15 protein-coding genes are annotated in these 17,223 nt (G+C 73.3%); 4 read left to right on the top strand and 11 right to left on the bottom strand.

Translation table 11 applies throughout. The annotated features are described in order from the left end of the window. Window positions 1-27: 27 nt before the first annotated feature. A complete protein-coding gene (locus tag ACLBYG_RS06880; RefSeq protein WP_447680975.1) occupies window positions 28-1,179 on the bottom strand; it encodes a dimethylmenaquinone methyltransferase in 1,152 nt (383 codons plus the stop codon). A gap of 179 nt (window positions 1,180-1,358) precedes the next feature. Here ACLBYG_RS06880 and ACLBYG_RS06885 point away from each other — a divergent pair, with 179 nt between their 5' ends. Continuing rightward, window positions 1,359-2,672, top strand: coding sequence for an MFS transporter (locus ACLBYG_RS06885; RefSeq protein ID WP_447680976.1), 1,314 nt, complete (start codon window positions 1,359-1,361; stop codon window positions 2,670-2,672). Between the two features lie 50 nt (window positions 2,673-2,722). Here ACLBYG_RS06885 and ACLBYG_RS06890 read toward each other — a convergent pair whose 3' ends face one another. The 4 genes from ACLBYG_RS06890 to ACLBYG_RS06905 are packed head-to-tail and all read right to left on the bottom strand — an operon-like array spanning window position 2,723 to window position 7,623. Then, window positions 2,723-3,850, bottom strand: a complete 1,128-nt coding sequence (locus tag ACLBYG_RS06890; protein WP_020090581.1) for a glycosyltransferase family 4 protein — start codon at window positions 3,848-3,850, stop codon at window positions 2,723-2,725. Window position 3,851: 1 nt separating this feature from the next. Further along, on the bottom strand, window positions 3,852-5,231 hold the full coding sequence (locus ACLBYG_RS06895) for a right-handed parallel beta-helix repeat-containing protein (protein ID WP_447680977.1): 1,380 nt from the start codon (window positions 5,229-5,231) through the stop codon (window positions 3,852-3,854). Further along, a complete protein-coding gene (locus ACLBYG_RS06900; protein ID WP_447680978.1) occupies window positions 5,228-6,169 on the bottom strand; it encodes a glycosyltransferase family 2 protein in 942 nt (313 codons plus the stop codon). The genes ACLBYG_RS06895 and ACLBYG_RS06900 overlap by 4 nt, the downstream gene beginning before the upstream one ends. Next, window positions 6,166-7,623, bottom strand: a complete 1,458-nt coding sequence (locus ACLBYG_RS06905) for a lipopolysaccharide biosynthesis protein (protein ID WP_447680979.1) — start codon at window positions 7,621-7,623, stop codon at window positions 6,166-6,168. The genes ACLBYG_RS06900 and ACLBYG_RS06905 overlap by 4 nt, the downstream gene beginning before the upstream one ends. Window positions 7,624-7,853: 230 nt before the next feature. Between ACLBYG_RS06905 and ACLBYG_RS06910 the strand changes: the two genes are divergently transcribed. Both ACLBYG_RS06910 and ACLBYG_RS06915 read left to right on the top strand, forming a co-directional pair. After that, window positions 7,854-8,375 (top strand): serine acetyltransferase, encoded by a 522-nt coding sequence (locus ACLBYG_RS06910; protein WP_447680980.1) that lies wholly within the window; start codon window positions 7,854-7,856, stop codon window positions 8,373-8,375. A gap of 8 nt (window positions 8,376-8,383) precedes the next feature. Then, complete coding sequence (locus ACLBYG_RS06915; protein ID WP_447680981.1) at window positions 8,384-8,974, top strand: serine acetyltransferase; 591 nt, start codon at window positions 8,384-8,386, stop codon at window positions 8,972-8,974. A 28-nt stretch (window positions 8,975-9,002) separates the two neighbouring features. Here the strand turns inward: ACLBYG_RS06915 and ACLBYG_RS06920 are convergent, their stop codons facing one another. Next, on the bottom strand, window positions 9,003-10,178 hold the full coding sequence (locus ACLBYG_RS06920; RefSeq protein ID WP_056531829.1) for a DUF1972 domain-containing protein: 1,176 nt from the start codon (window positions 10,176-10,178) through the stop codon (window positions 9,003-9,005). Between the two features lie 39 nt (window positions 10,179-10,217). Between ACLBYG_RS06920 and ACLBYG_RS06925 the strand changes: the two genes are divergently transcribed. Continuing rightward, complete coding sequence (locus ACLBYG_RS06925; protein WP_447680982.1) at window positions 10,218-10,955, top strand: class I SAM-dependent methyltransferase; 738 nt, start codon at window positions 10,218-10,220, stop codon at window positions 10,953-10,955. Between the two features lie 4 nt (window positions 10,956-10,959). Here the strand turns inward: ACLBYG_RS06925 and ACLBYG_RS06930 are convergent, their stop codons facing one another. From ACLBYG_RS06930 to ACLBYG_RS06950, 5 genes are read right to left on the bottom strand one after another with little or no spacing between them, the layout of a single operon-like run. Continuing rightward, window positions 10,960-11,901, bottom strand: a complete 942-nt coding sequence (locus tag ACLBYG_RS06930; RefSeq protein ID WP_447680983.1) for a glycosyltransferase family 2 protein — start codon at window positions 11,899-11,901, stop codon at window positions 10,960-10,962. Continuing rightward, window positions 11,898-13,502, bottom strand: coding sequence for an O-antigen ligase family protein (locus ACLBYG_RS06935; RefSeq protein ID WP_447680984.1), 1,605 nt, complete (start codon window positions 13,500-13,502; stop codon window positions 11,898-11,900). The genes ACLBYG_RS06930 and ACLBYG_RS06935 overlap by 4 nt, the downstream gene beginning before the upstream one ends. Continuing rightward, window positions 13,499-14,140: a CpsD/CapB family tyrosine-protein kinase gene (locus ACLBYG_RS06940; RefSeq protein WP_331302063.1), complete on the bottom strand. Its 642-nt coding sequence runs from the start codon at window positions 14,138-14,140 to the stop codon at window positions 13,499-13,501. The genes ACLBYG_RS06935 and ACLBYG_RS06940 overlap by 4 nt, the downstream gene beginning before the upstream one ends. Next, window positions 14,137-15,669, bottom strand: a complete 1,533-nt coding sequence (locus ACLBYG_RS06945) for a GumC family protein (RefSeq protein WP_447680985.1) — start codon at window positions 15,667-15,669, stop codon at window positions 14,137-14,139. The genes ACLBYG_RS06940 and ACLBYG_RS06945 overlap by 4 nt, the downstream gene beginning before the upstream one ends. Further along, a complete protein-coding gene (locus ACLBYG_RS06950; protein WP_091679028.1) occupies window positions 15,666-16,820 on the bottom strand; it encodes a polysaccharide biosynthesis/export family protein in 1,155 nt (384 codons plus the stop codon). The genes ACLBYG_RS06945 and ACLBYG_RS06950 overlap by 4 nt, the downstream gene beginning before the upstream one ends. Between the last annotated feature and the right edge of the window lie 403 nt (window positions 16,821-17,223).

Raw genomic sequence — 17,223 nt, forward strand, 5'->3', positions numbered from 1 at the left:
GCCCGCGGGAACGGGGCGGCCGGCCGCTCAGCCCTTCCAGTTCTTCAGCGCCGCGAAGGGGCTGTCCGAGCCGGCCGGCTTCTCCGGGTTCAGCACCGGCTCCACCTGGGCGATCGCGTCCGCCATCGAGAAGGCCGAGCCGCTCTGGAGCCGGCCGCCCGCCGCGTCGCGGTGGCCGCCGCCGCGGAACAGGCGGGCGCCGTCGAGCGCCGTGCCGTCGTTGGACCGGAACGACAGCGTGCCCATCCGCTGGACGTTGACCACGCGCTTGGCCCGGCCCGCGTCCATGATCAGGTCGGAGACCCGCTGGAAGGTGCCCGAATCGAGGGCGAAGGACAGGAGCGTGCCGTCCTTGAGCGGGCGGAACAGGGAATCCGAGCGGGCGAGCGCCCGGGCGAGCCGCATGCGCGTCGTCAGCGCTGGGTCGTCGTCCGGCGCGTCGCGCAGCAGGGTGTCGACCACGCCCGCGCGCAGCGCCGAGGCGCGGCGCTCCAGCTCGGCCGGGCTCGCCCCGTCCCGCAGGGCGGCGGCGGCCGCGAGCAGGATCTCGGACACGAACCGGTCGTGCCAGGGATGCCCGACCGGCACGTAGCTCGACACGACCTCCCAGAACAGCTCGTCCAGGGCGAGGCCGCCCCGGAAGGCGGGGCTCTCCTTGCGCCAGAGGTCGAGGGCGTCGACCGCGGTGAGCAGGCTCGACAGGTCGGTCGCGGCCTCGTGCGCGGCGAACAGGGCGCGGTGCTCGAAGGCCATCCGCGTGGCGCAGATGTCGTCCTCGATCAGCACGGCGATCTCGGGGTCGCCCAGGTCGATCCGGTGGAGCGCCGGCCGCGCGGCGTCGGGCGCCGCGTCCAGGCCCAGGCGCCGCATCTGGTCGAGGGAGGAGGCGTGGTGGTCGAGGACCACGAGGCGGTGCTTCTGCCCGTCCTCGCGGCGCCGGTTCATCGCGGCGAACTTCTTCAGGCCCGCGATGGTCTGCTCCTCCAGTCCGAGGTCGGTCATCAGCAGGATCTCGCGCTCCGCCGCGCGGCCGAGGCGCCGGATCTCGTCCTCGAAGACCGGGCCGACATCGCTGTAGCGGGGCACGTGGACGACGCGCTCGACCGGGGCGCAGGCGGCGGCGACCGTCGAGGCGCCGTAGCCGTCGAGGTCGTGGTGGGTGATCTGGATCAGGCGCAACGGGCGGACTCGGAGGGTGACGGAGCGGCCCGTCTACGACGCCCGGCGCCGCGAGGCGAGGGGCGGCGGCCCTTCCGTCCGGCGGCGTTCGGTGCAGAATGCTCCGCGGCCGCCACGAGTCGCGAAGGACCGGCCGGCCGCGGAGACCCCCAAGGGGCCCGTCATTCGGGGAGGACACGATGGCCCTGGCCGCAACGCCGCGCGTGCGCCGCATCCAGACGATCTCGCTCGCCCTGCTGGTGACCGCGGGCGTCGTCAACTACGTCGACCGGGCCACCCTGGCGGTGGCCAACCCGCTGATCCGCGAGGATCTCGGCCTCTCGATCCCCGACATGGGCCTGCTGCTCTCGGCCTTCCTCTGGGCCTACGCCTTCGCGCAGCTGCCGGCCGGGGCGCTCGCCGACCGGCTCGGCCCGCGCCTGACGCTGACGCTCGGCCTGACCTGCTGGTCCTTCGGCCAGATGCTCGGCGGCGCGGTGACGTCGTTCTGGCAATTCGTGAGCGCACGGATCGTCCTCGGAATCGGCGAGGCGCCGCATTTCCCGACCTGCGCCCGCGTCTCCCGGGACTGGTTCAACATCCGCCAGCGCGGCACCGCCACGGGGATCTGGAACTGCGCCTCCTCGCTCGGAACCTTCCTGGCCCTGCCGCTGCTCACCTTCCTGATGGTGAGCTTCGGCTGGCGGGCGATGTTCGTCATCATGGGCGCGGCCGGCCTCGTCCTCGCCGCGATCGTCTACCTCGTGTTCCGCAACCCGCGCGAGACCGACCTGACGCCGGGGGAGCGGGCCTTCCTGGAGGAGGGCGATGCCCCGAACGCCGGCCGCGCGGTCACCTGGAGCGCGTGGCGGCGGCTCTTCGGGTTCCGCACCAGCTGGGGGATGATCGTCGGCTATTTCGGCTGCATCTACATGACGTGGCTCTACACCGCGTGGCTGCCGAGCTACCTCGAGATCGAGCGGCACTTCACCCTGCAGAAGACCGGCCTCGTCGGCTCGATCCCCTTCGCCTTCGGCGTGCTGGGCGGGATCCTGGGCGGTCGCGTCGTCGATGTCCTCGTCCGCCGCGGCGTCGACCCGATCCGCAGCCGCAAGATCCCGATGGTCGGCTCCCTGGTGGCGACCGCTGCGTTCACGGTGGTGGCGGCGCTGACGCCGAGCGACACCCTCGCGATCGCCTGCATCTCGGCCTCGCTGTTCCTGGTCTACATGAGCTCGTCGTCGGCCTGGGCGATGGCCTCCGTGGCGGCGCCGGCCAGCTGCACGGCGTCGCTCGGCGCCATGCAGAATTTCGGCGGCTACATAGGCGGCGCCCTGGCGCCGACCGTGACGGGCTTCATCGTCGGCAGCACGGGCCATTTCTCCATGGCCTTCATCACCGGCGCCGTGATCGCCCTGGTGGCGGCCCTGGGCTACTGGACGCTGATCCAGGATCCCATCGCCGACGAGGGTCCGGAGAGCCCCGCCGTCGGCGCGCTCGGGGCCGCGCGCTAGGCCGGCCGACGGCGCCCTCTCGCGCCACCCCCGCGCGTCACCCCCACGCTTCACCCCCGCAGGTTCGGCGCGGCCAGGATCAGGTCGCGCAGATGCGTGCGGGCCGTGAAGCTCCGGCGCATCAGGTCGACGAAGGTGGCGGCCGGCCCGTCCCAGTCGTGGCGCGCCGCGTGGGCCCGCGCCGCGCAGGCGTCGAAGGGCAGCCGCCCCTCGACCGCCGCGCCCATCAGCTCCGCGAGACGGTCGACCCGGTCGGGCGCGTCCGGGTCGAAGTAGCTCGCCGCGCTGCCGCCGGCTTCCGGGATGGCCGTCAGGCTCGAGGCGATGACGGGGGTTCCCCGGGCGAGGCTGTCGAGCACCGGGATGCCCCAGCCCTCGCCGCGGCTCGGGAAGACCAGGGCGGCGGCCCGGGCGTAGAGGTCGGACAGGCCCCGGTCGTCGATGCCGGCGATGTGCACCGCGTCCGGCGTCCGGGCGAGGCGGTCGAGAGTCTCGGGCCGCTCGCCGTCGCCCTTGCCGACCACGATCAGCCGGGCCGCGCCCTGCGGCAGCCGCGCGAAGGCGTCGAGGACGAGGCCGAGGTTCTTCCGCGGCTCCAGCCGGCCGACCATCAGCAGGTAGGGGCGCCCGTCGGCGAGCGGCGTCCGCTCCGTGACCGCCTGCGGCGGCGTGGAGCCGCAGCGCACCTCGGCGATGCGCTCCCGCGCGATGCCGTAGACGTTGGCGATGGAGTCGCGGCTGTAGTCGGAGATGGTCAGGACCAGCTTGGCGCGCCGCGCCGAGAGCCGGGTCAGGATCTTGTTCCGCCAGCGCATCGACCAGGGGAAGAACTCGGGATGCGTCTCGAACAGGATGTCGTGGACCACCACCACCTGCCGGTCGCCCGGCACCAGCGGCGGGGCGATGTAGGTGGTCAGCAGCGTGTCCAGACGGTCGCGCAGGAACAGCCACGGCCAGACCAGGGTCAGCCGCACGGTCGCGGGCACGCGCGGCAGCCGTTGGTGCTCGATGTTGTCGCCCGAGACGATGCGGGCGCAGGCCTCCGGGTCGCCGGAATAGACCACGTAGGTGGCGTCCGGGTGGCGGGCGGCGGCCCGCCCGATGATGTTCACGAGCCAGGTCCGGCTGCCCTGGGGCTTGCCGGTGAGCACGTGCGCGTCGATGCCGATGCGAAGCATGTTACGGGCTCCTGTAGGCGCCGAAGGTCGGGGCCTCGCCGGGGGCGTAGGCCTGGCCGGCGATGTCGCGGGTGGCGCCGAGCGGGATGCCGGCGCGGGCCGGGGGCGCCGTCAGGGCGAGCCCGCCGGCCATGGGGTTCGCGGGATCGCGGAAGGCGGGCGTGCCGGTGAGGTCGGGACCCTGGCCGTTGAGCGGCAGGCTCGCCCCGTCGCCGGTGGCCTGCGTGCCCCAGCGGTAGAGCGGGGCGCCGACGGCGCTGCCGAGGAAGTTCGGCCCGATCGCGTTGTTGTTGTCGGTGGTGGTCGCCTCGACCACGATCGCGGCCACGTTCGGCCGGGTCGCGTAGGCGATGTTGTTGAGCACCCGGTTGTTCGACGTGCGGTCGACCTGCTTGGTGTAGTCGGAGGCCAGCACGATCTCGCCGCGATAGACGTGCTTGCCGCCGGAATCGCGCATGTTGCCGGTGGTCGTGTTGTTGACCACCGTGTTGGAGCCGGCGTCGAACAGGTTGATCCCGGCGCCGTCGTTGTCGGCCGCGACGTTGAACGCGACGATGTTGCCGTCGCACCACTGGTCGATCTGGATGCCGTTGCCGTCCTGGCCGGTGGTCTCCTTCTGGCCGGTGACGATGTTGTACCGGATGATGTTGCGGTCGCCGGCGTCCTGGGCGGCGTCCTTGGCGTAGACGTGGATGCCCGAGGTGCCCGACATCCCCACGCCGTTGCCCGAGACGCGGTTGCCCTCCACGACGTAGCCGGAGCCGTTGATCTCCATCCCGTGGATGCCGTTGCCGGTCACGGTGTTGTCGAGGATGTAGCTCGGATCCTCCGCGGGCGCGTTGATCACGTCGACGGCCACGCCGTGGGTCTGGTTGTCGGCGAGGGTGTTGCCGGTGATGCGGTGACCCGCCCCGGCACCGTCGCCGATCCAGATCCCCAGGCCGGAGCGGGACACGGTCGAGCCCGCGACCGTGACGTGGCTCGATCCCCGCCGGATGATGAAGCCGGAATTCACCGCGCCCTGGATGCTCAGGCCCGTGACCGTGACGTAGGCGGCGTTCTCGAACACCACGGAGTTGGACAGGCGCGGCTGCGTGCCGGGCTCTGCCGCCACCGTCACGGGCGCCGCCGCGGTCCCGCGGGACCCGACGAACACGACGTCGCCGTAGCTGCCGCCCCGGACCAGCACGCTCGATCCGGGACCGAGACTGGCGAAGGGCACGTCGGCGAGCCGCGCCACCGTGGTGTAGCCGGGCTTCGCGCCGCCGGCGGGATCGACCAGGATGTTCTGCTGCACCTGCGCGCCGGCCGGCCCGCAGGCGGACAGGACCGGCAGGAGCAGGGCCGACAGGGCGCCGAGGATCGTGCGGGGCCACTTCATGCCGCGAGCGCCCGGGCGATGGCGAGGCGCTTGCGCCGCTGGAACAGCCGCCGCCACACGCTGCGGCCGGCCTCGGGGCTGATCCGCGTCAGCGCGCGCGCCGCCATCTGCCAGCCGGGCAGGAGCGCCTGCGGCATGGCGAGGTCGGCGACCCGGTGGCGCGCCGCCGCGCCCAGCGGCGGCGGCCCGACGAGGCCGAGCCGGCCGAGATCCGCCACGAGGTCCGGGCGCTTGCGGTACCACAGCACCAGCGCCGCGCCCTCGCGCTCAGCGATCCGCAGGTAGGCCGCCTCGTCCAGGAGGTGGTGGTGGTAGCCCAGCGCCTCGGGCGCGTAGAACAGGCGCATGCCGCGCCGGGCCAGCCGCTCGCCGAGCTCGATGTCCTCGTGCCAGAACAGCTTCGGGTCGAAGCCGCCCGCCTCCTCCAGGAAGCGCCGGTCGACGCTGACGTTGCAGGTCAGGAACGCGTCCCAGCCGACCGCGTCGCGGCCCGCCAGCGCGTCGTAGGAGGCGTCGTGGTGGAGCGCCGAGAAGGGCGAGAAGGGCAGGGCGGGGTCGATCGTCATCCGTCCGAGGATCGCTGTCTCCCGGCCGCCCCGCCGGGCGTGGGCGAGCCGGTGCGCCTCGACGAGGCTCGGGACCGGGATCGTGTCGTCGTTGACGATCAGAAGGCGCTCGCCCCGCGCCGCCGCGATGGCTCGGTTGCGGGCGGCGTTCGCCCCGGCATTCTCCTGGCGCAGGTGCACCACGGGGATACGGGCCGTAGCGACGGCGCGGCTGACGACCGTCCCGGTGTGGTCGGCCGAGCCGTCGTCGCAGACGACGATCTCGAAGGGCGCGTCCGTCTCCTGCCGGTCGAAGGCCCTCAGGCACAGGCGCAGCGTGTCGGCGCGGTTGTAGGTCGGGATGATGACCGAGAGCACGGGTCGATCGCTCATGAGGAGGCTTCCGGGAGCGGGAGGTCGAGGGGATCGGTCGGGGCGCGGCGCAGGCACAGCCACCCCGCGAGGGCGGCCGAGAGGGCCGCGGCGGCGGGCACCGCCGCGGGCGCCAGGGCGGCGGGACCGGCGGCCCAGGCGAGGGCGGTGAGGAGGGCCGGCGCGGCGAGGATCGGCACGTCGGCCAGGGCGAGGGGCGGTCCGGCCTCCCGCCAGAAGGCCTGGGCCAGGACGCCGAGCATCGCGGCCTCGGCGAGCAGCGCGGCGATGCCCGCGCCGAGGAGCGGGTCCCAGGGGATCAGCAGCGTGCAGGCGAAGAGGTTCGTGGCGCAGGCCGCCGCGCTCCCGCGCACCGCGAAACCGGTCCGGCCCAGCGGGACGAGGCCCGCGAACAGGATCGTGGCGGCGATCAGCAGGACGCTCATCCCGGTGGCGATGCGCAGCACCGGGACGGCGCGGCCGAAATCAGGGCCGCAGGCGAGGCGCACCAGCGGCTCCGCGAGGGCGCAGGTCGCCACCGCTCCGGCGCAGGACGCGGCGAGGATCGGGACCAGCGCGCCGCGGACCCGCGCGCGCAGGGCGGTCGTGCCGGCGCGCGACCGTCCGTCGACCAGGGGCCCTACGGCGCGCCCGAAGACCGGCACCAGCGGGGCGCACAGGGTGATCGCCACCGCGGCGCCGAGCTCGAAGAACCGGAAGCCGGCCGTGAACTGGCCGAGCTCGGCCGCGCCCGCGAAGGCGGCCAGCATCATCAGGCTGATCCGGCCGTTGAGCGAGCCGAGGGCGTTCGAGACGCCCACCCCCGCCGCGGCCCGGATCGTCGCGAGCGCGTGCGGCAGCGAGGCGGGGCGGGCGGGCACGAGGCGCAGCGCCAACGCCAGCCCGACCGCGCCGTACGCGATGCCGGCGGCCACCGCCACGAGGCTGAGCGCCGCCTCCGGAAGCTGCAGCCAGAGCGCGAGTGCCGTCCCGCCGACCAGCAGGGCGGCGTTGGCGAGCGACGGCCAGACGGACCAGCCCGGCCGCCCGCAGACCTGGAACAGGGCGTCGAGGAAGCGGGCGGCCGCGAGCGGCATGAGGAGAGCGGCCAGCGCCAGGGCGGGCCGGATCGCGTCCGGCAGCATCGGCAGGACACCGAGGAGTGCGGCGCCGGTCCCGAGACCGAGGACGAGGCGCGCCGACAGCATTCGGCCGAATTCGGCCGCCCGCATCTCTGGCCCGATCGCGCCGAGCCGCGCCCCGAAGGTCAGGGTGGTGCCGAAATCCGCCGCGATCAGCGCCACCGCGAGGATCGCCAGGGCGAGGCCGTAGCGGCCCAGCGCCGCCGGGCCGGCGAAATGGCCGACCATCACGAAGGCCGCGAAGCCGGCCGCGAGGTAGACGCCGCGCCCCGCCGCCTGACCGAGCAGGTTCGCGCCGTAGCGCAGCCCGCCGGCGCGCCTCCGTCCCGACAATCGGTTTACCAAGCGAAGCATCTCTCGGTGAAGCCTGACTGAAAACTGCGACCTACGATTGCATCGTGGCAGGCTGCGTATGGCTTGCAACCGCAAGCTCAATTTATGGTTGCAGAGTTGTCGCGTTGGGAAAAACCGGAGGACTGCGTATGTCCGAGACAGCCGCTGGACCGGATCTGCGTCTCTCGCGCGGAGTGGACGCGGAGGCGGGGCGTCTCCGGTGGGCCGAGGTGCGGGCTGCCCTGTCCGCCGACCGCGATCACTGGCGCCGCCGCGGCGGCGGACCGGCCCGCCTGCGCCGGGGCTACCACGCGGTCTGGCTCTACCGCCTGTCCCGCTACGCCCACGAGCGCGGCTGGCGGGTGGCGGCGTGGCTGCTGTGGCTGGTGAACGGCTGGTGGACGGGCGCCGACATTCCGCCCTCCAGCCGCATCGCCGGCGGCCTGTTCCTGCCGCAGCCCTACGGGACGGTCATCGCCGGCGCCGTGGGCCGCGACGCCGCCTTCGGGATCCAGGCCTCCATCGGCGGCCTGCTGAAGGAGCCCGATCACGACATCGGCGGCGGCCCCGGCCTGCCGGTGCTGGGCGACGACGTCGTCCTGGAGGCCGGCGCCATCGTGCTCGGCGCCGTCCCGATCGGTGACCGGGCCCGGATCGGCCCGCGGACCACCATCCTCAAGCCCGTCCAGGCCGACGAGGAGGTCATGCCGCAGCCCTGGCGGCCGCTTCCCGGCCGGGGGGGCGCGGCGTGAGCGGCCCGATGACCGACCACGTCACCCTGCCGGGCCTGCGGCGCCTCCTGGCGGCCGACTTCGCCCGCGTCCTGCGCCAGACGACGGGCGGCAAGCCGACCTCGCGGCTGCGGCGCGCGATGCACCTCACGCTGCCGGCCATGCAGGTGGCGATCCTCCACCGGACCGCGCACCTGCTGCACGGCCGGGGCTGGCGCCGCTGCGCCGCCCTGGTGGCGGACCTGTCCCTGCGGCTGACCGGCGCCTGCCTGCATCCGGGCTCGCGCGTCGGGCCCGGCCTGTTCGTGCCGCACCCGGCGCGGGTCGCCTTCTGCGGCACCGGGGGCGCCGACCTGACGCTCCTGCCCGGCACCCTGGTCGGGCCGCGGGACTGGGTCTTCCCGAGCCAGCCGTTCCCCGCCGACGGCCCCCGTCTCGGCGACGGCGCCGTGGTCGGCGCGCACGCCGCCGTGCAGGGGGCGGTCGCCATCGGCGCGGGCGCGACGATCGGGATCGGGGTCTGCAGCCTCCGCGATGTCCCGGCCGGCACCGTGACGATGCTGGTCCAGCGGCAGCTCCGCAGCGGCGGGCGCGGCCCGGAGGCGGGCCGTGGGCGCTAGATCCGGACGCGCCGGGCCGGTGCCCGGCTCACGCGCGCCCGTGCTCCCGCCGGACGGCCGGCCGGGCCTCCCGGCCCTGGCGCCTGGGCGCCAGCTGGCGGCGCAGCACGCGCTCGTAGGCGTCGAAGATGCCGCGCCACGTGAACGCCTCGGCGTGGCGGCGACGGGACGCCTCGCCCATGACCTCGAGGCGGCGCGGCCCGGCCCGCACCAGGCCGAGGATGCCCCGCCGCAGCTCGGTCTCGTCACCGAAGTACAGCGCCTGCGGCCCTGCCACCCAGCGGTTGAACGGGTTGTCGTGGGCGAGGATCGGCGAGCCCGCCCCCAGCGCCTCGACCAGCGACGGGTTGGTCCCGCCCACGGTGTGGCCGTGGATGTGGAACCGGGCGTGGAAGCGGAGCGCGGCCACGCGCTCGGCCTCGTAGATCGCGCCGGCGAAGATCACGTCCGGCCCGCCTGCCGCGCGGACGGCGCGGTGGTACGGGTCAGACTCCGCGAGCTTGCCCAGCACGAGCAGCGGCAGGCCCGGCCGGACCTCGCTCCAGGCCCGGACGATCTGGAGCACGAGGTTCTCGGGCACCACCCGGGCGATCAGCAGGCCGTAATCCCGCGGGCGCAGGCCGAACGTCGCCAGCGGCTCGGTCGAGGCTTCCAGCACCGGGTCGGCGCCGTACGCGATGGTGGTGATCCGGGCGGCCGAGGTCCGGCGGGCGAGGTGCCGGGCGATCTCCGGATGGTCCGCCACGAGGTGGGTCGAGAACAGGCTGCCGAGCCGCTCGTTCAGCCAGAACCAGGCCTTGGCGGGCTTCGACCAGCGGTCGCGCTTCCACTCGATGCCGTCCATGTTCATCACGCTGCGCTTGGCGGTCAGCCGGTAGAGCAGCGAGAACACCGCGGTGTTGTAGCCGAGCACGAGGGGCAGGGCCGGACGGAAGGCCGCCCGCAGGGTGCATTTCAGGTCGAACACGATCGTCGAGACGGCGCCGTCGCCCCGGACCGCGACCGGGATCAGCAGGATCCCGCGCCAGACCATCGGCGGCGCCGGCTCGCGCACTTGGCAATAGACCTCGACCCGCCAGCCGCGCGCCACGAGCTCCAGCGCGAGGCGCTCCGCCAGCGTCTCGAACCCCCCGTGCGCCGCCGGCACCCCGCGGGTGCCGAGGATCGCCACCGTCGGGCGCCCGCCCGATCCCCCGGATTTCATATGCGCCGTCGGCGCAGCACGTTCAGAGGAGCCTGAGGCATGGTCACGGTCGAACAGCGTCTGTTCCGGGAGATGGGGGCCGGGGGCTATTCCCGGCACGACCACCGGATGGAGTACATCGTGCGCGTCAACGCGCTGCTCCGCTCCGACATGCGGGTCATGGAGTTCGGCGCGGGGCGCGGCAAGTGGAGCGATGACCCGGTCCCACTGCGGCGGCACCTCGGCGACTTCCGGGGGCGCTGCGCCCAGGTCGTCGCCTGCGACGTCGACGAGGCGGTCCTCGGCAACCGGTCGGCCGACGAGGTCCGGCTGATCGGTCACGACGGGGTGCTGCCATTTCCGGACGTGAGCTTCGACCTGATCTCGGCCTTCTCGGTCCTCGAGCATATCGAGCACCCCGAGGTCACCGCGGCGGAGCTCGGCCGGGTGCTCGCGCCGGGCGGCTGGCTCTGCGCCTGGACGCCGAACCGCTGGGGCTATGTCGGGATCGGGGCGCGGCTCGTGCCGAAGCGGCTGCACGCCCGGGTGCTGCGCCTCGTCGAGCCGCGGCGGGTCGAGATCGACTCGTTCGTGCCGCTCTACACGATGAACACGGAGGCGGCGCGGAAGCGGCTTTTCCCAACTGACCGGTTCGAGCACTTCACCTACAGTTTCGACGGGCAGCCGTTCTATCATGGCGAGAACATCGTCCTGGGCAAGTTCTGGGAGCTGCTGTTCCGGCTCACGCCGGGTCCCTTCAAGGGCTACCACATGGTGTTCATCCGCAAACGGCCGTGACGGTTCATCGCGGTCGGAGACGAAGACTGCGCAGGTGCCCGGAGAACCTGCGCATGTCCTCGGCCTTGCGGGCGAGGTCCGGCTGCCGGCGCAGCCGGGCCGCGACACCGTAGGCCACGGCCCGCAGGGTGAAGCCGAGCCGGAGCGGGCCGGAGAAGAAGACGGGCGACGACAGGAGCCGCCCGGCATTGCGCAGGCTGTAGATGGCCGCCAGCCCGTCGAGCCAGCGGGCCGAGCGGGCGCTTCCCGAGCCGCCCTGGAGGTGGGTGACGGCGATGTCCGGGCGGTAGGCGACGCGCAGGCCGGCATCGCGCAGGCGGCAGCCCCAGTCCACGTCCTCGCCGTAGAGGAACATCGGGCTCTCCAGGCCGCCGATCGCGGCGATCGCCGAGCGGCGCAGGAGCAGGCAGGCCCCGCAGATCCAGTCGACGTCGAGGGCCCGCGCCCCCCTGGCCTGGCGGCTCGCGAGGTAGAGGCCGCGCAGCCCGAGGCGGCCCGACAGGCCGGCGGCGTGCACCAGGATCGAGAGCGGGCGCGGCTCGTAGCCGGCGTCACCGACCTGATGCGTCCCGTCCGGGAAGGTCAGGCGCGGGCCGACCGCCCCGACATCCGGATGCGCATCGAGATGGTCCAGGAGGCCCGAGAGCGCGTCCGGGTCGTGCAGGAACGCGTCGGGGTTGAGGAGCAGGATCGCGGTGCCGCGCGCGTGCTCCAGCGCGCGCGCGTTGCCGCCCGCGAAGCCGTGATTGGTCGGCTCGGCGATGACCCGCACCCAGGGAAACGCCCGCGCGACGCGCTCCGGCGTCCCGTCGGTCGAGGCGTTGTCGACCAGGATCACCTCGTAGGGGCGTCTCACCCCGCTCGCCGCCAGCAGGTCCAGGCAGGTCTCGATGTCCCGGCCGGCATTGTAGGTGACGATCAGGACGCTGAGGCTGACGGCGCTCACGGACGGTCTCCGTACGCTGCGAGGGAGGGGCGACAGCCGGACGGCGAGGGGATCCGCTCCGGTCGCGCGCGCGCCGCGCCGATCGGGCCCGTCGACGCGACCGCCCGGGACGCCGCGACGGCCCTGCGCCGCTGCGCCGCCCGCACCCCGGCGATCAGCCCGAGGCCGGTGTAGAGCAGCTCGGCGATCCCGAGATTCAGGCGGAAGCCCGGATCGACCAGCCCGTGCAGCAGGTGCGCGATCAGGCCGACCGCGCAGGCGGCCGCGATCGCCGCGAGCGGATCGCCCACCGGCGCGCGGCGGGCGGCGCGGAAGCCCCGGGCGATGCCGATGCCGAAGACCAGCGCGAAGGCCGCGTAGCCGACGACCCCGACCTCGGTGAGGATCAGGATGTGCAGGTTGTGCACCACGTGGTTCGACCGGTCGAACAGTCCGGCGAGCCGGGACAGGCCGGTCCTGTCGAGGACCGCGAACTGGTTGCCGAAGTTGTTCAGGCCGACGCCGAAGATCGGGAACTGCTCGAACAGGGCGAGGGCCGCGGCGTTCAGCGGGCCGCGCTGGGCGGCCGAGCCGCCGTCGTCGGCGGTGAGCCGCTCCCAGATCAGCGGGCCGGCGTAGAGCGCCGCGACGGCGCCGACGACCGCCAGCAGGCCGAGGACGATCAGGCTCGTCCGGGAGAACAGGCGGTCGCGGTAGACCAGCAGGATCAGGAGGGCGGCCGAGACCGGGAAGGTCAGCCAGGACGCGCGCGACAGGGTCAGGACCACGCCGACCAAGGCCGAGGCGGCGCCCGCCGCCCCCGCGAGGCGCAGGAGCAGCGGGCCGCGCGACAGGGCCAGCGCCAGGGCGAGCGGCCAGACGAACTCGTAGTAGTAGCCGAGGATGTTCGGGTGGACCTTCAGTCCGCCGGCGCGGCGCTGAGCCGAGAAGTTGATGTTCTCCTCGACGATCTGTTCCTCGCCCAGCACCGAGAGGCCGAGTTCCGAGCCCGAGACGTATTGCAGGCCTGCCACCGCGGTCTGGACGAGGCAGAGGGCGCAGATCGCCAGCGCGAGGGTCCGGATGTCGGATTCGGACAGGTTCGAGACCGCGACCGAGACCAGGAGGAGGCCGGCGAAGCGCCACGTGTCGAACCAGAGATAGGCCGGGTCGGTGGCGTTGGAGAGCGAGAGCAGCCCCGCGATCAGGAAGCCGAGCTGCGTCAGCACGAGGGGCCGGTCGAGCCGCAGGCCCGGGGCATCCTCCCCGAGTCCGGTGAGCTTGGCGACGATCAGCGCCACGGCCACCAGCAGGGCGACGCTCACCGTCAGGCCGGCGCCGCCGCCGATGCTCGGCAGGTACTGCCCGACGGCCTCGAAATGCTGGAGGAAGCTGACGTCGAGCTTGACCGTCAGCCCGACCGCGAGGGCGACGAGCAGGAGCGGCGTGAGGCGATAGAGCCGCCCGACGATCAGGGCGCCGACCCCGCCGAAGGCCGCCGCGAGGCCGACGACGGCGAATTTGAGCGGTGCCGCGCTCAGGGCGATCGCCCCGGCCGCGGCCGCGAAGCCGATCCCGGCGAGCGGCAGGACCCGCAGCGCGCGGACGGGCGCCGCGCTCATCCGAGCCACCGGTAGAGCCATCGCGGGATCGGCCGCCGCGTGCGGTTCAGGACGACGCCGAGCGGCGCCCCGCCGGCGGCCTTGAGGTCGGCGAGGGCGCGCTGCGCCACGGCCCGACGGGTGCGCTCGGCGCCGATCACTACGATGAAGCCGTCCACGAAGGGGGAGAGCGCGGCGGCGTCGCCGATCTCGGTGATCGGCTCGCAATCCACGATCGCGAGCTCGAAGCGGTCGTCGACGAGCGCCAGGAAATCCTCCACGCGGCCGTCGTCCAGGGTTGCCTGGCGGATGGCCGACGGGCTGCCCGCGGGCACGACGCTGAGGTTGTCGGCGACCGGGTGGACGCCGCGGCTCGGGGCGACCGTGCCGGCGACGATGTCGGCGAAGCCCGGCTGGCCGGTCAGGCCGTAGGCCTCCGCCAGCGACGGGCGGGACCAGTTCGCCTCGATCAGCACGGCGCTGCGGCCCCGCCGGGCGTAGGCGCCGGCGAGTTCACGCGCGAGGGTGCTCACGCCCTCGCCGGGCTGGACCGCGGTGACGCCGACCCGGCGCACGCGCGCCTCGTGCCGGGTGAGCTGGACGAGGGCCGGCTCCAGGATCGCCGGATCGATCTTCGGCGCGATGGCGGCGGCGATCATGCGGCGGCTCCCGTCTGCAGCGGCACCGCGGCCAGCACCGGCACCCGCAGCGAGCGGGCGACCTCCGACGCGCTGCGGTAGGTCTGGGCCAGGATCTCCGCGAGGGCGACGTAGGCCAGGGCGGCGAGCAGGCCGAGACCGGCCGCGAGCCCGAGGATCAGCGGCCGGTTCGGGCCGGAGGGTAGCCGCGGCGGCACGGCGCGCGCCACGAGGGCCGAGGAGGTGACGGCCTGCGCGTCGAGACCCGTGCCGGTCTTCAGAGCGTCGATCCGCTTCTGGGTCTCGGTGATCTCGTCGGTGAGCAGGCCCTTCTGCTGGGTCAGCCGGCCGTAGGCCAGGGCGGCGTCGCTCTGGCCGATGGCCGCCCGGCGGCGACTCTGCTCGATCCCCGTGATGCTCTGGATCTTCTCGGCGAGGATGGCGAGCTTCGCCGTGTCGGCGGCGAGGAGCGCCTGATATTTCTGTCGGGCCAGGGCCGCGAGGTCCCGATCGAGGCTCACGAACTCGGGGGCGGTCGGCCGGAACCGCACCGCCAGCTCGGCGCGCTTCGTCCGCAGGTCCGCCCAGCGCTGGTCGAAGGCCGTGACCGTCGGGTCCGCGTCGGGCGGCGTTGGCTGCCAGCGGTCGGGTCCGGCCTCGCGGGTGCGCTTGAGCCGGGTCTCGACCACCTCGCGCTCGATCTGCGCCGCCGATTTCTGCTTGGCGAGGTCAGCGAGGGTGCCGAGGTCGTTCTGCTGCTCGATCTCGAAGCTCGCGGTGTTGTTGCCCTTGAGGTAGGTCGAGAGCTGCGCGTCGATGGCGGCGAGGTCGGCCCGGGCGCGCTCCAGCTTGCTCTGGTAGAACGAGGCGGGAGTCTCGTCGGCGTAGACCTCCACGTGGCGGCGCTTGTAGGCGTCGAGCAGCCGGTTCAGCGCCTGGGCGGCGAAGTGCGGGTCCGTCCAGGTGAAGCCCGTGAGGATCACGTCCGTCTCCTTCACGAAGACGACCTTGAACGCCGCGAGGTACGCCTCGTAGAGCTTCTCGTCCGGGGTCAGGTGGCGCAGCAGGCCCACCGCCTCGAACGGGATCCGCACCGTATCGACGACCCAGGTCTTGACCGCCTTCGCGCTCCGCACGGCCTGACGGCCCTGGTAGATCAGCCAGTCGGTCCAGTCCGCCGGGGGCGGCCCGAGGTCGCCGGTCGGGGTGATCGCCTTCAGCGTCGCGAACTCGTCGCGCACGATGCTGGGATCGCGCAGGATCTCGATCTCGTTGTTCACGTTCTGCGCGCGCTCCGAGAACATGTAGTTCTGGTTCGCGCCGCCCTGGAGCGGGGCGCCCGCCTTCTCGCGGCCGAGACGGATGATCAGCTTGGCGTCGGCCGTGTACTCGGCCGGCGTCAGCAGGAGGTAGATCCCGGCGCCGAGGATCGCCGCGACGAGGATCAGCAGCGCCGGCCGGATGTGCCGGAACAGGGCCGCGAGGGCGTCGCGGAGGTCGAAGGCCGGGCCCTCGACCGCGTCGGCGGCGGTCAGGTCGCTCTGCCTCACGTGCCGGACCTCACGGTGGCGCTGGTGGAGGTGCTGGCGGACGGGCCGGTGATGTAGTTCACGCCGAAGCCGGTCCCGTTGAAGAGCAGGATCTGGCGCACCACGAGGTCCACCGCGCGGGCGGTCTTGGCCAGGAGCGAGGGCGGCACGTAGACGGTGGCGTTGGGCGGCACCACGATCGAGTCCGCCAAGCCCGGCTGGCCGATGTCGACGATGCGCACGCTGCCGGCCGCCTCGGCATCGAAGCGGATGATCCGCACGGCCTCGCCGGCCGCGGTCGGCAGGACGCCGCCGGCCGAGCCCAGGACCTGCGCCAGCGTCCGCGGCCCCTGCAGGGTGACGGGACCCGGGGCGCGGACCTCGCCGAACACCATGGTGTTGGCCGGGACGAGGCTCGCGAGCCGGACGCTGGTCGTCACCGAGGCCAGCTGGTGCTTGTAGGCGGCGTTCAGGCTGCCCATGACCTCGTGGACGGTCCGGCCCGCCGCCTGCACCGGGGGCACCATCGGCAGGTTGATCTTGCCGTCCGGCTCGATCGCCAGGACCTTCACGCGGCCCATGTCGGCCCGCTGGGTGAGGTCGCGGAAATCGTCGGTGACGGTGCGGAACCGGCGCAGCATCAGGGTGACGACCGGATCGATCAGCACGTCGTCGTAGGTGCTCTTGATCAGCGCGGCGGCCGCCTCCGGCGACAGGCCCGCGACCTTGATGCCGTTCTTGCCCGGCAGCGAGATCCGGCCGTCCGGCCGGACGATCACCGTACGGTTGTATTCCGGGTGCGTGCGGAAATCGACGTCGAACTCGTCGTTCGGGTTCAGGCGGTAGGTCGGCTGGACGACGCTGGAATCGATCAGGAACGAGACTTCCAGGTTGTCGCCGACGTTGAGCCGGTAGTTCGCCAGCCCGAGGCGCATGGTCCGCCCGACCTCCTCCTGGGCGGCCGCGACCAGCGCGGCCGGGAGGCCCTCGGTCACCGAGCCGGTCTGAGCCACGTCGAGGCCGGAGCGCGCCGCGCTCTGCGGGCGCCCGGAACTGCAGCCGGCGAGCAGCGGCGCGCAGGCGACGAGCGCGAGCGCGACCGCCGCGGCACCGGATGGCCGGCCGGGACGCCGTCGCGCGACACCGAGGAACGCAGACAGGGTAAACGCCATCGACCTTCAGCCGCATCCTGCTCGAGTGCGCTCGTCCCATCACAACTCGTGATCGAACCGCGCACCGCGATACAATCGCCAGGCTTGGTTAACGAGGCTTGAACCCGGCTCTCGGCAACTCTATCAGAAGTTGTGTCTGGCAAGCCGTGGCAAAGTGCTGAGCCTCGCCCGCCGCGTAGAGGGGGGCGGGTTCCGGCGCAGGCCGAACGCGTGTGCGCGGCCGGGGCGCCGTCGTTCCCACCGTCGGCGGGTCGACGCGCGGATCCCGCCGCGGCGGTGCCGTCTCCCGACAAATCCCGCGCACGCTCCCGCCGATCTAAACCTGTAATTAGAGGGATGCTTGCCCGGATTTAAGAACGTGATCTATAGTTCGACGGTATGGAGCCGTACCGAGCGAGGACGA

The organism is Methylobacterium sp. D53M (assembly GCF_053345625.1).